Genomic DNA, 12827 nt, shown 5'->3' on the forward strand with positions numbered 1-12827 from the left:
GGTAACTCCGTGATGAAGGCGAGGTGCTGACCTGTCCCCTGCGATAGGGCTGCAAGTCGTCAGCAGCCGTGGATAAGCACCGCGGCTGGAGGGCCAAGACCGCTCGGCCGCAGGCCGGACCACGGACAACGCGCGCCGCAGCTGTTCAAAGTTTCTTTACTGGATCAAGGCGGCCCGCTACGCGGGCCGCGCGCGCTGGCGGCCGAAGGCCGCCGACGCTCCTGTCTACCGCCCCGCTCTCGGCGGCCCCCCGCCGCTCAGCGCAGGCCCGAAGACAGGCCGACCAGACCAGGCGGCAACCCGCCCAGCCCGAAGCACCAGCACCAGGTCGACGCCACGGACGTCACCTGATCCTTCTCGGCCGGGCACACGCGACCAGCCACCCCAACCACACCGGATCCGCGGTGAAACCACGACTTCGCGCCAGGCCAGAACGGAGCAGCGTGGTACAGACCGGATGGGGCCCAGGTACACACGTGGCGGGTGCTCGTCACAGCGCGGGCGCGTCGTGGCTGACTGCCTGTGGCTGAGGCCCAGGAGCGCACCTTCTCCTGCCGGCCGCCCGTAGTGCCCGTTCCCCAACGGAACAGAAATCCTGAGCTTGGCCACGAACCAGACACGAAATCGCCCGCTCGTCTGCTGAGAGAAAGCAGACGAGCGGGCGTCTCAACAGGCCAGGCCAGCGGCGAGGCTGGAGCGATGACTACGCGGCTAGAGCAGCGATTCGTTCGGAGACCTCTCGGACCTTCGGCTCGCTCTTGACGGGCCGGAAGGCTCGACGGACGTCTTCCAGGCGTTCCACGCCCCGCCGCGAGTGGATGCCGTCTTCGATGAGATCGGCTGCCTTGTGCGTGGCGTCGAGCGCGCCGTCCAGGTCACCGGCTTTCTGATAGGCCAGAGCCAAGGTGCCGTAACGGACCGCCTTGTCTCGCGGGGCAGCCTCGGTGACGGAGCGTTCCAGCGCAGCGGTGGCCTTCTCTGCCTGCCCTGTGGTGAGGAGGAAACGGCCCTCCGTGGACCGGAGCTGCGCCTCGCCAAACCAGGCCAGGTAGGAAGGAGTGTCCGAGGCATCGACGCGGCCAAGGGCGTCAAATGCACGGTTGAGCGCTGCTGCTGCCTTCCGCTTGTCGCCGGCCTTGTTGTAGACGGTGGTCTGGTGGGCGGCGAGCGAGGCGCGCATGATGGCGGGCACCCGGCCTCGGACGGCTTCTGCGGTATCCATCAGCCCAACGGCAGCGAGCTGTTCCTGGTGATTGGCCGCCTGGGTGGCCATGAAGCACATGGTGTGCGCCCCGAGGGTGTCATCACCCGCAGTCTTGGCCGAACGGAGAGCCGCGGCGTAGTGCTGCTGAGCGGCACTGTGGAGGCTGGCGTCGTAGCTCATCCAGCCAAGGAGGCAACACACCTCGGCGGCCAGCACGTAGAGCTGCTTCGCCGTCTCCTCCGTGTACCGGCCGTTCTCTAGCATGCGCATGATCAGACGGAGATCGGTACGGGCGGACTCCAGGAATTCGCCACCGCCCGTCACCTGCTCCATGCTGCGCAGGGACTCCACCCTGCCGCGCATGTGATCCACGGTGGCGGAGGTGACCCTGTCGCCGGTCGCGGCTGCGGCGATGGCTGGATCGGCCGTTGCCCACTGGGCCCCGATGCCCACGAGTGCCATGCCACCGATACCGAGAAAAGCCCTCCGGTCCATTGGTCCACTCCCAGCAAGTGAGGTCAGGGACTTCAGCGTAGCCTCCTGCGTCCAAGGCGCAGCAAGGTCGAATGTGTTGTCCCCCGCGAGCAACCAGCGCGGCCATGGCGCTGACATGCGCGCTGCGTCAGAGATACGAAGCACCCTTCCGATGACCATCTGGGTGATGTCGTCAGGCGCATGGTCGCCGCGTTCCCACTTGAAGACGGTCGAACGGGTGGTTCCCAGGTTGTATCCCAGGGCCCGCCCCTCAAGGCGTATCAACTGGGCGAACTTGGTCTTGCCCAGGCCGGCTTCGACCCGCGCGTAGGACAGTGGGTGGTGTAACAACTCAGTTGGGTGCCCGGTCATCAGGTCCTCCCGTCGGCCTGGATGCACACTCAACATAGCGCCGTCGATGCTTGCCGGAGCAGGTGTGAAGCGCCCCCTGAAACCCCCTGAAACCTTACGAGTTGAGGGGCCGCAGGTGGATGTTCTTGTCCTGTCCGGAGTTCCCCGGGCACCGACGGACAAGGCAGGCGGAGGCGTGATCCACCATGCCCGGACGACTCTCCTCACCGGCGTCATACGGCTTCCGCGTGCCGCCTGCCAGAAGGTCGGTCAGCGAAGCCCGGCGAAGGATCGCAGAACGTGTCCGTCGCTGGCGTACGGGCATGTCCGCTGACCAAGTCGCAGAGCTCTTGCTGTTGAGCAGCGAAGTGATCACCAACGCCGTTACCCATACGGGCGTGACGTGCGCGGTGTGCGTGCGATGGACGGGTGCGGAAGTGCGGGTCGAAGTGACCGACACCGGGCCGCAGCTCCCGCACGTCGTCAGCCCTGCACCGGCATCGGAAAGCGGCAGAGGTCTGTGGCTCGTCGCCGCCTTGGCGGCTGCTTGGGGGACCAAGCAGGGCCCGGCGGGAAAAGTGGTCTGGTTCGAAATCGCGGTTGCTGGTCCATCGACTGGATCAAGTCCTGCGCTCGCTGCGGAAGCGGCTGGGCCATGCGCACGGGCCACTCGGCTGCGACGAGCCGACGCGTAAACGAGTGCGCTTCATGCCCGGCAGCGGAAATGCCGGACGCCCGTCTCAGCCAAGTACGAGAAGGAAGGATCCGATGTGAAAGTGTTGTCATCCGCGGGGAGGCACGCCGTCGCGCGAGGCACATCCCGTCGCGGTGATGTGGTCGGCCGGTGCCTGGGGTGGGTGTGGGCGCTGGGGACGGCCACCGCGATGATCTTGCTCCTTCAGCTCGCGCACAACGACATCGGCAGGCATCGAGCAACGTGGGCCTCGGCAGCTCGAACGCTGCCCGACGAAGCTGCCTTCCAGAGCTGACTTCGCTCAGCCCCCGCGGATCAGCCCTGCCCAGGAGACTCCACGCCGCGCGCGCAGGGACTGCATCGCAACTCCCCAGGCCTGCGAGCACTGAAGCCGCAGCCTCGGGACACCAAACCCCCTCACTCTCGCCCTCCAACGACGAAGGAGCAGAGATACGTGATCGATCACCCCGCTTTAAGGAACGTCAGTAGTGCCGTTCCGGTCCGCGTCACAGTGGACCGGACCCTACGCGTCAAGGTCATCGACGCCTGCGGCATGACCTGCACTTTCTGCCACAACGAAGGAACGCCGGTCAGTGCGGACAACCATGAGGACCACGCGGGAGAGTTCGGGGCAGCAGGCCGCTCCGGCCGCGTTTCGATCTACCTCGCCACCAACGGTGCGCGTTTCCTCACCGCACCCATCCTCCCGGATGACACGTTCCACGCGGCGCTCACCCAGCTCCGCGAGGTGCTGGACTTCGACGAGGTTCATCTGACCGGCGGGGAGCCGACGCTACATCCCCGCCTTCCTCAGATCGTGGCCATGTCCCGATCCGTCGGCTACAAGGTCAGCGTCACGTCGAACGGGGAAAACGGCGACCGAATCCTCCCCGACTGCGCCACGGCCGGCCTGGACCACGTGAACTTCTCCATCTTCGGGACCACCGCGGAAGAACTGGCGCAGGTACAGAACATCCGCTACCGCTCGCACTCTTTGGCAGGCCGCAAGATCGATGCGCTGGAGAAATCAATCAGCCTGTCGCTCGACCTGGGACTTGGCGCTCGGGCCAACGTCGTCATCCCGAACCGAAACCACGTCCGTCGCGTCTACCGGCTGCTGGAGAAGTACTCACCACAGCTCTCGGTCCGCGTCCTGTCCTCCCTCGCCGACGGGGAGGAGTCGCTCGACGCCATCGACCTCCTCCTGGAGGAACTGCAAGCCACGCCGACCGAGGTGAGGCTGATCGCCGGCACGTCGGGGTTCAGGGTCGGCTACCAACTCCCCAACGGGCGAACGCTTCTGGTGAAGCACATACGATCTCTGCGGCTTCCGGAGACCTGTGTCGGCTGCCGGTTCAACAACAGCACCGACTGCCACGAGGGCTACTACGGCGTCCGGCTCTACCGTGACCCACGCGGAAAGTTCCACGTTGGCGTATGCATCCAGCGCATGGACCTGTGCCTGCCGCTCGAAGAGTTCGTCACCAGCAGCGTGTGCAGCGAGATCAGGAAGCTGCGCGAGCAGGACTACCACGACCTCACTGCGTAGATCCCGCGACCAGAGGAGAGAGATGGCACAGCATGAGTACGAGGCCAAGTTTCTGGGCGTTGACGTGGACGCCCTGCGCGACCAACTGAAGGCAGCCGGCGCCGAGCAGGTCTTCCCCAAGACCATGTTCACCCGCCTGATCTTCGAGAACGACACCGTTCAAGGCGAGCAGTGGCTAAGGCTGCGCGATGAGGGAGGCAAGACCACCCTGACGTTGAAGCAGGTCACCGACGCCAGCCACATCAACGGCACAACCGAAATCGAGATCGAGGTCAGCGACCTGGAGAAGACCGCGCAACTCCTCAAGGCCCTCGGTCTTCGCCAGGTGCGCTACCAGCAGAACTATCGGGAGGAGTGGCAGCTCGACGGCGTCACGTACGACCTTGACACGTGGCCCAGCTTGCCGACGTTCCTAGAAATCGAGGGTTCCTCTGAGCAAGCGGTACGCGCAGCGGCAGCTGAACTCGGCTTCGACTACGGCGAAGCCCGCTTCGGCAGCATCGACCTGATCTACAAGAGCGAACTGAACAGGGACATCCTCGCGGAGGCCACCCTCCTGTTCGTGTGAGCTTCCCGCCCATCTGCGCCCCCGTCGGTTCGACCGCTGGGGGCGTTCGCGCGCCTCACGCCGAGCAGCTGCGATGCGATCAACGCAGCCTCATCGGTCTGTATTCGTGGGAAGGACCGGGAAGGCGGGGAATCGCTGCCGGGCCGTCACTTGCATCGCGTAATGTCAATTTGCAATTGTATCTCCTGGTCACCCCCGAGCGCCGCCTCCCTAATCAGGATCTCTAGAGGCTCGAATTTCAGCGAGGCATGCCAAATTTGGACGTGCTGCGTCAATCATTTGCCCCATAGGTCATTAGCGGCTGTGACAAGTGCGGCTATCGTAGCAAGCGCTGCTATGGGAACCCCGATTACTGCAATCTTTTCAGCTGGCGAGAGGCGCGACCACCAAGGGCCCGTCGGGAGATTGTCGATCACATCCAGCCGGGCGCGCAGTGATCTACGCTTCATGATTTGATAAATGGGAAAGAGTGTCCCGAATGCATAAGTGACGACGATCAGAGAGTTGACAACTTTTGCGTTTTTGGTCGAATTCGCGACTCGCGTGATGCACTCGTTGGCCGTCTCGTTATCCACGCCGTGGACGAGTAGAAATGTCCCGAACGCAAGGAAGAAGAGGAGGGCTATATACATGACCCTGTTCTCGTACCGAGGTGAACTTGACACTGCCCCGCGTGATGTTAGGAATTTTTCGATTCGGGCGACCTGACCGAAGGCCCAAGTTGTATCCGAACCTGATACGTTGACCTCGGTCCGTTCTTTGTCGATGGTTATCCTGACCCCTCGCACTAGCGATGGCGAGCTTGCATCTAGGGACAGGTTGGTCCAATGAGCTCCGATTTCCGGAGCGTTATCGTGGACAGCTGTCACTAGATCCTGCAATGTGGGCTTCCAAAATCTGGTGTTGCCTGCAACGGTGGAAACTCTGACCGCGGGCGCAGGTATACCCTCGCACGCCATTGCGAACATGCGCTCGATGTCGTCTCTGCCCAAGCGGCACTGGTAAAAGATCTTGTGTAGATCTGTTTGTTGTCCTGACGTGCCGCCCCCAGCTGTCATGAAACAAATGATGCCGTCCAGTCGGGTTTGGTGGAGGCTGTTTCACTTGTCTCGTTGGAGGATGCGGCAGTGGTGCAAGCCTCAGGATGCTCCCGCCTCGCCACAACGTCCTGCTCTGATCGCGAACGGCCGTCAGCTGCCATCGGGCTCGGCCTAGTGACTGCAACGCTGACGGCAACCACGGCACACAGAGAGTGGAGATCATGACCTCAGCGCTGAGCCCGGATTGGGGCGATGGGACGGCATAACGGGCTGCCTGATCCTTCGCATCATAAGGTTGCAGATTCGAATCCTGTCGAGTGCCTACACGTCTCTTCCCCACTCTGGGAAGGAGGAGGGCTGAGGCACAGTGAGTCGGGCAGAGCGGGTGATACCCAGGGACCCTCGCGTGGCGCCGACGGCCCGTGTGGGGTGCCATGGGGAAGGTGACCAAGGCCCTCGGCACCGAGCGACTCCGTCGCATCACGCACCGCCGTGCCACGAGGCAACGCCGGCGGCAACCCCGGTTCAGCACCAGTGGTCCCACGCCCGGCGGCAACCGCCTGCAGTGGGTCGGCCTGGTCGCCGTCAGCTTGCCGGGACTGGCCGCGCTGGCCGCACTGCTGTTCACCTGGATGCAGATGGGACAGACCAACAGGCAGCTGCGGATCAGCGAGCAAGGGCAGATCACCAACCGCTACAACGCCGCGATCAACAACCTGGGATCACAGTCAATCGACGTGCGCCTGGGCGGAATCTACGCCTTGGAGCGCATCATGCAGGACTCCTCCCGCGACCACCCCACGGTGGTCTCGGTCCTGGCCGCCTTCGTACGTCAGCACGCCCCACTTCCTGCGAGCGCCGTCAAGACGACCCGCACCCGTCCGACGACGCACTCACCGCCTACCGACATCCAGGGGGTGATGAACGTGTTGGCCCATCGCCGTCCCGGCCTGGACCACGGGGCGGTGGTAGATCTCAGTTTCACCGATCTGAATGGCCTGAAGACCATGGGCGCACAAGGCCACGTCTACTTCCGCAGCGCGGACCTGCACGGGGCGAACCTCCGCGGTGCGGATCTGGATGCCGCGGACCTCCAGGGAGCACAACTATGGGACGCAGACCTCCGGAGCGCGTGGATGCACATGGCGGACCTCCGCCGGGCATCCCTCAATCGCGCCAAGCTGACTAATACGTGGCTCTGCGCCTTTGGAACCGGGTGCGCTGACCTGGCCGGCGCGGACCTCAGCGATGTGGACATGACCGATATGGACCTGGCCGGCGTGAACCTGACCGGCGCCACCTTGAGCGCAGCGAACTTGACCGGCGCGGACCTCACCGGCGCACGCCTGGTTGGTGCCTACCTGCCCAACACCAACCTCACGAGAGCGAACCTCACCAACGCGGATCTCACTGGCGCACACCTCAGCGGGGTGAAGCTGGATGGAGCGAAACTGGATGGGACGAAGCTGAAGGGGGTACACGGGCTCCCCTCGCAGAGGGCATCCCGCTTTCACCGATAAAGCACTCCGCTGCATGGTTGCCCAGCTGACCTTCGAGGCCGCGGCCTTACGCAACGCGGCAGATTGAGAGTATGTTGCGGTCCGTAGCCAGTACCGCGAAGCTCAGCTTGCACGTCAGTATTCATCCTCACCGCCGCCCCATTTCGCGGTGGCTCCCTAATGGCACGGCTCCTAAAACGCAGAAGAGCCAGTCCTGGACTGTCACCCGCACCAGAGCCGGCCCCACCGTTGAGCCCATCGTTCACCTCGGAACAGGCCGTGGTCAGAGAGTGGGTTTCTGGTACGCGGCTGGCATCCGAGGTGGTTTTGCAGAACTGTTCGGAGCCTAGAGGACGTCAGGTGTAACGCCTGCGCCCAGCACCTGCGCGCGGACCGAGCATTATCACAGGGGCATCCTCGGCGGCGCGTGCAGCCTTCATACTGATTTTGTTGTTGACGTCGTAGGAAGCACAGGTATTTACGCGCCCCATACACTTACAGGCCAACTTGGCACATTCATTCACTCGATTTCCCTTGGCGCATTTAATATCACGCTTGCGAGCCCGCATACGCATCTTCGGCACAACGAGGCTATTAGAGACCGCAACATAGCTGCCGATTCGCTGCCTCAGACTAAGAGTCGCATACATTTCCCAGCGATCTTTCGTCAGCTCAGCGTCAAATACTGGCGTAAGAACACGGGAAATCCCCCACCGCTGAAGCAGTGTGCCATCATCAATCAATCGACCCAAGTCCTCACATATAAGAATCGCAAACCTCCCTACAGTCGTTTCGAGGATCGATAGCTTCGAGCCGAGATATATATGCTCATCCCTAAAGCGTTTGCCATCCTGGCTGCCCGTACTTTGCACCACACTCGTAGGCATCGCCCATTTCCTCATCGTATCAATGTCAATTCGATAGCCATGCCGCTTATCCTGGACAAGTAGCTCCTCTCCCTCTCTGGTGAGCATCACAGCTTCATTGCGCGGCGGTTCGGAGTCGTCTATTGGGCCACTTCCAACAACGAGCCAAAGGAGTGGAGATTTCACTCCCCGAGATTCCCTTAGAAGGACTTTCCAAGTGTCAAGAATCTTGCCATCTAGGCAGGCCTCAGGAAGTAGGCCAATTACGGCATTGGACCTGAGTACATTAGTGAGAGTTTTCCTCATTCGATCCACGGGGAAGGCGGCTGGCCCAGGATGGAGTGCGTATTCGACATCCCCGACGGCATCGATCACTATCTCGTTGGGGTCCTCTGCAAATGGGGCGCAGGCCACCGGAATGGCCCTTGACCGTGTCAACCCGTCTACAAGCACCGCAGCCGGGTCAAACCGCCCCGGGGGTAGGTTTTCGAGTCCACTGTGAACGTGCTTGTAATCGACAGCCTTCCAATCTTCCTCACTTACGCGTATGACATAATTGAATTGGTCGGCAACAGACTCCTTTTGCTCAGGGGAAACCCAACGAGGCAACAAAGCACCTTGATCATCACCGCCTTTTTCTCTCTCGTTAAAAATTCCAGATTCTATGTATCGAGTTTTTAGGGCCGAGAGCGCCTTCACGTCGCTCCACTGCATGGGGTGACATTCACCTAGAACGCGATCCAAGGCAGCGAGGAGAGTGAATGCGGCTTCTTCACTTCCTCGGGCAAATTGAGCCAACTCGGTCGGCACATGTTCCAGATGTATGACATCGTCATACCACTGCTTAACCCGATCTTGATTTCGCGCGAGGATCCGCTTGACGGCAGTGGCACTCACGTCGGCGGTGAACTCGTCGTAAACCGTGCAGAACAGCTGGGCTGGGTCGAGTGGATCACTCATCGCACTTGACCAATGCTTGATGAGGGTTAGCCTGTTGTTGTGGCGCAGACAGAGGGCTTTGCGGCCGTATGCGAGAAGCTACGCCGCGGGGAGGCTGGTCCCGGCGACGCCGAGTGCGATGCTCTTGCTGCGTTGCTCGTTTATGCTGTCGCATTCTCGGACCTCAAAGGCCTGGTAACCGCGCTCGACGAGATCCAGTTTACGCTGAACGTCCGAGCCGGCAACAGAGTGCTGCGTGGCAGGCTGTTGTCGCTTAGTGACGTAGCGCGATGGGGGCAACAAAAAGCTCTGCCATCCGCCATCGCATCGGCCTTTGATCCGCAGGGCCTGAGCCATCGATTTCTTGAGCTTGCACATCTCAAGCCCGGACTCTCTAACGTTGATCTGCAGGAGAGGCTGGGAACGAGTGCTGCAGTGGTTGGCCGCGTTGGCAGGAATCTCCTCGAAGGCGGACTAGTAGTTCGTCACCGGTTCGGACGCTGCAACCAGTGGGAGGTTACTCCTCGCGGCAGGAAGGTCCTCAACGAGCTTGCGCAGCATGAGGCTTGGGACTTGACTCAGAGGGTCCAAAAGAAGCGTACCGAATCTGAAGCCGGGAACGAAATTAGACAAGTTGACATACGCTTCAGAGGTGGAGCTGAAATAGAGAACATTGAGTCAAAGGATCGATTCAGATCCAAGCAATCACTTGCGCGAAATGTTCGGGGTAATCCGCCCAAGGTGCAGGCCCTTCAAAACTGGCGGGAGTGCTGAGATGGGTAACAACACTCAGGCGATTTCTGCAGCGCTCAAAACGCTTGCAGACCTCGATGAGCAAGAGTTGGAAGTCGTCCTAGAGACTCTCGCGGCTGGCGCTCAATCAACTGAAGATCGCCGTGACCATGGAAGACTGCTTGAGCTTTACCGAAGCTTCTCGAGACGAAATGAATTCAAAGTTGGCCAGTTGGTTACTTGGAAGCCGCATATGCGAAATCGGAAGCTTCCAGAAGAGGGCGAGCCTGCCATTGTCGTCGACTTCCTTACTGAACCTCTCTACAGTGAACGCGCTGATGAAGGCTCCCCGTACTTCCGAGAGCCGTTGGATCTAATTCTGGCTATGATTGATGATGACGGAGATCTTCTGTGCTTTCACTTCGACTCTCGCCGATTCCAGCCTTACGAGTAACCAGGTAGACAAAGGCTGTAGAGTGCGGATGCCGCGCGCGGCGAGCGGAGCGAGTCGCCTTGAACCCCGTAAAGAAAGTTGTAACTTGCAGCTGGACTGAGCCTGAAGTCCTGGGCTCCCAACCAAGTTTTGCCAGCCCGCCACCTCTATGTGGCAAGCAAGCCGGCCACAGCAGAGCGATTGGCTCTGCTGCATGTCAGTGGAGCTGTGCGGATCACGTCCCCGCGCGAGGCTGGAGGCCGGTTCGGGGTGTGCCCGAGGATCTGAGTGGAACGGGCTTGACAACGGTCGTTACAGGCCGTGCCACCGTTCCGAGCTGACGGCAACCCTGACGGCAACGACGGCACACAGAGGCTGTTGATAACGGCGATCAGCGATCAGCCGGGAGGAAAGCGGAGTCCCCGCCCAACGTCCTGCCCAAAGCTACGGATCAGAAGGTTGCAGGTTCGAATCCTGCCGAGCGCACAGCAGTCAAAGCCCCCGCCGGGTCGTCCGGACGGGGGCTTTGTCGTGCCGTACAGCAGCGAAGTACAGCAACCGGGTCAGCCGGCGCCGCCCAGGGTGGCGGACAGCATCGCGAGAGCTTCGCGTACGTCTTCGTCCTCCGCCTCGGCGTAGACATCTATGGTGATCTCGATCGCCGAGTGCCGCGCGATTCGCTGTGCGACCTTCGGTAGTGAAGATCAGGTCCTCGCCGTTGCCCGCTCGGTAGGGTGCGGCCGGGAGGGGTGCGATGACGGGGTACGACTGGAGTGACGACGACACTGACTACGCATCAGCGGTCGGCCGGACGTGGACCGTCGTGGTGATCTCCTTGCTTTGTGTGGTGTTCGTGGTCGGTGCTGCCGTCGCCCTTGGCCTGGGGCTCTTCGGGTTGAGTGGCATGCTCTCGCTCATCAGCGATTGACCCACGCAGCGCAGGAGCGGAGCACAGCAACTGGCTTGTCCTGAAGCGGCGACCGGTGATCCTGGCAGGCCAGTTGATGCGTGCCGATGGGCCCCCTGCGCGAATGCCCCGACTGCGGCGAACCATTGGCCTCGGCCGGGCTGGTGCTCAGTCGGCGAGGGCCGGAGGGAAGGCGTGTCTGTCGGTCACTGTGGCGGTGCTCGGCGCGTCATGCGTGGTGGCGCTGGGCTGGCCAAACAGGGGAGCTTGAACGGTGTCCCCATTCCGATCTCTTTCCGCGCTGACATCCACGGCTGACATCAACGACGGCGGACGCTCGCGGAAGCGAACGGGTGAGGCCGGGCCAGGCTGGGCGAGACCGGGTGAGGCCGGGTGAGGCCGGGTGATCGCCCGGCGGACAGGAGCGGTCCTGCAGGGCGGCGGAGCCAGGCGGACCGGGTGTTGTGGTTGGTGATGGGAAAGGATTAGGCGTGGGGGCCGGAGTCGCGTAGTGTTCGGGGAACCGACGCGGGGTGGAGCAGCTCGGTAGCTCGCTGGGCTCATAACCCAGAGGTCGCAGGTTCAAATCCTGTCCCCGCTACTGACGCCGCAGGGCCGTGGATCTTCATCCACGGCCCTGCGGCTTTTTTGCGTTCCAAGGGCTTTGCGTTCGCGCGGTGTCAGGGGTGGTGGGGCGGGGGTGGGGCTGTGTAGTGGGCGGAGGGGCCCGCGGGGGTGGGGGTGAGGTGGGGGTGGAGGAGGAGGTCGTCGTCGTAGTCGCCGGTGTTCTGGTGGCGGAAGGCGAGGGGGTCCGTGGTGGGGAGGGTGTGCAGGCGCTCGCGTAGGCGGGTGGCGGCGGTTGCGTAGGCGGTGGGGGTGGTGCGGTCCGCGCTGGGGATCAGGAGGGGCGGGAGCACCGACATGCCGGTGTACCAGAGGGTGCCGTGCTGCAGGGGGAAGAGGAGATCGTTGAGGTCGCCGTTGACGCCGCGCGGGCCGAGGGTGGCGGCGCGGGCGCCGGCGGTGGTGATCACCATGGCGCGTTTGCCGGTGAGCCGGCCGTCGCCGTAGCGCAGCGGGCGGCCGGTCTCCGGGTCGGTGTGGCCGAAGGCGAAGCCCTTGATGAAGACGCGGTCGAACCAGCCCTTGAGGATGGCGGGCATGCCGTACCACCAGAGGGGGAACTGGATGATCACGGTGTCCGCCCAGGTGACCTTGGACTGTTCCTCGGCGATGTCCGGGCTCAAGTGGCCGTGGGTGTAGGCGTGTTCGGAGGCCGGGCCGACGTGGAGGCGGTCGGTGGGGTCGTGGCCGTAGTCGGTGGCGTCGACCACCGGGTTCCACTTCATCGCGTACAGGTCGGAGACGCGGTACTCGTGGCCGTGGGCTTCGAGCGTGCGCAGGCCCTCCTCCTTGAGGGCGCCACTGAGGGAGCGCGGGTCGGGGTGGGCGAACAGCCAGAGGATCTTCATGACACCCACTGTCCGGGCGGGCGGGCGTACGAACGAGTGGCCGGATGGCCATACTCTGCAAGGATCGGGCCATGGGGAATGGTGTGCGGAACGGTATGG

11 protein-coding genes and 1 tRNA gene are annotated in these 12827 nt (G+C 62.6%); 8 read left to right on the top strand and 4 right to left on the bottom strand.

Features of this window, described 5'->3' with window-relative positions; all coding sequences use genetic code 11:
- Positions 1-703 precede the first annotated feature (703 nt).
- Positions 704-2050, bottom strand: coding sequence for an NsdA family TPR-like regulatory protein (locus V2J85_RS16280; protein ID WP_330821973.1), 1347 nt, complete (start codon positions 2048-2050; stop codon positions 704-706).
- A gap of 185 nt (positions 2051-2235) precedes the next feature.
- Between V2J85_RS16280 and V2J85_RS41350 the strand changes: the two genes are divergently transcribed.
- The 3 genes from V2J85_RS41350 to V2J85_RS16290 all read left to right on the top strand — a co-directional run bounded on the left by V2J85_RS41350 (position 2236) and on the right by V2J85_RS16290 (position 4840).
- Complete coding sequence (locus V2J85_RS41350) at positions 2236-2724, top strand: ATP-binding protein (protein WP_419836791.1); 489 nt, start codon at positions 2236-2238, stop codon at positions 2722-2724.
- Positions 2725-3177: 453 nt separating this feature from the next.
- Complete coding sequence (locus V2J85_RS16285) at positions 3178-4272, top strand: radical SAM protein (protein ID WP_330821974.1); 1095 nt, start codon at positions 3178-3180, stop codon at positions 4270-4272.
- A 22-nt stretch (positions 4273-4294) separates the two neighbouring features.
- Complete coding sequence (locus tag V2J85_RS16290; protein WP_330821975.1) at positions 4295-4840, top strand: class IV adenylate cyclase; 546 nt, start codon at positions 4295-4297, stop codon at positions 4838-4840.
- Between the two features lie 275 nt (positions 4841-5115).
- Here the strand turns inward: V2J85_RS16290 and V2J85_RS16295 are convergent, their stop codons facing one another.
- Positions 5116-5898: a hypothetical protein gene (locus V2J85_RS16295; protein WP_330821976.1), complete on the bottom strand. Its 783-nt coding sequence runs from the start codon at positions 5896-5898 to the stop codon at positions 5116-5118.
- 425 nt (positions 5899-6323) lie between these two features.
- Between V2J85_RS16295 and V2J85_RS16300 the strand changes: the two genes are divergently transcribed.
- Complete coding sequence (locus tag V2J85_RS16300) at positions 6324-7400, top strand: pentapeptide repeat-containing protein (protein ID WP_330821977.1); 1077 nt, start codon at positions 6324-6326, stop codon at positions 7398-7400.
- Positions 7401-7735: 335 nt separating this feature from the next.
- On the opposite strand, the gene V2J85_RS16305 is transcribed toward V2J85_RS16300, so the two are convergent.
- Positions 7736-9205 (bottom strand): hypothetical protein, encoded by a 1470-nt coding sequence (locus V2J85_RS16305; protein ID WP_330821978.1) that lies wholly within the window; start codon positions 9203-9205, stop codon positions 7736-7738.
- Positions 9206-9244: 39 nt separating this feature from the next.
- On the opposite strand from V2J85_RS16305, the gene V2J85_RS16310 reads away from it, so the two are divergent.
- The 4 genes from V2J85_RS16310 (at position 9245) to V2J85_RS16325 (ending at position 11857) form a co-directional block, all read left to right on the top strand.
- Complete coding sequence (locus V2J85_RS16310) at positions 9245-9958, top strand: hypothetical protein (protein ID WP_330821979.1); 714 nt, start codon at positions 9245-9247, stop codon at positions 9956-9958.
- A 1-nt stretch (position 9959) separates the two neighbouring features.
- Positions 9960-10370 (top strand): hypothetical protein, encoded by a 411-nt coding sequence (locus tag V2J85_RS16315; protein WP_330821980.1) that lies wholly within the window; start codon positions 9960-9962, stop codon positions 10368-10370.
- A 733-nt stretch (positions 10371-11103) separates the two neighbouring features.
- A complete protein-coding gene (locus tag V2J85_RS16320; RefSeq protein WP_330821981.1) occupies positions 11104-11277 on the top strand; it encodes a hypothetical protein in 174 nt (57 codons plus the stop codon).
- A 506-nt stretch (positions 11278-11783) separates the two neighbouring features.
- Positions 11784-11857: transfer RNA gene (locus tag V2J85_RS16325), tRNA-Met, on the top strand.
- Between the two features lie 79 nt (positions 11858-11936).
- Here V2J85_RS16325 and V2J85_RS16330 read toward each other — a convergent pair.
- Entirely contained in the window at positions 11937-12728 is a 792-nt protein-coding gene (locus tag V2J85_RS16330) for an NAD(P)H-dependent oxidoreductase (RefSeq protein WP_261956578.1), read from the bottom strand.
- Positions 12729-12827: the final 99 nt, after the last annotated feature.

It is taken from the genome of Streptomyces bugieae, assembly GCF_036352915.1.
Taxonomy (GTDB): domain Bacteria; phylum Actinomycetota; class Actinomycetes; order Streptomycetales; family Streptomycetaceae; genus Streptomyces; species Streptomyces endophytica.

Excerpts from the sequence above, each read along its gene's own strand:
- V2J85_RS16290 (WP_330821975.1), top strand. The coding sequence starts at position 4,295 with ATGGCACAGCATGAGTACGAGGCCAAGTTTCTGGGCGTTGACGTGGAC.
- V2J85_RS16330 (WP_261956578.1), bottom strand. The coding sequence starts at position 12,728 with ATGAAGATCCTCTGGCTGTTCGCCCACCCCGACCCGCGCTCCCTCAGT.
- V2J85_RS16320 (WP_330821981.1), top strand. The coding sequence starts at position 11,104 with ATGACGGGGTACGACTGGAGTGACGACGACACTGACTACGCATCAGCG.
- V2J85_RS16315 (WP_330821980.1), top strand. The coding sequence starts at position 9,960 with ATGGGTAACAACACTCAGGCGATTTCTGCAGCGCTCAAAACGCTTGCA.
- V2J85_RS16305 (WP_330821978.1), bottom strand. The coding sequence starts at position 9,205 with ATGAGTGATCCACTCGACCCAGCCCAGCTGTTCTGCACGGTTTACGAC.
- V2J85_RS16280 (WP_330821973.1), bottom strand. The coding sequence starts at position 2,050 with ATGACCGGGCACCCAACTGAGTTGTTACACCACCCACTGTCCTACGCG.
- V2J85_RS41350 (WP_419836791.1), top strand. The coding sequence starts at position 2,236 with ATGCCCGGACGACTCTCCTCACCGGCGTCATACGGCTTCCGCGTGCCG.
- V2J85_RS16295 (WP_330821976.1), bottom strand. The coding sequence starts at position 5,898 with ATGACAGCTGGGGGCGGCACGTCAGGACAACAAACAGATCTACACAAG.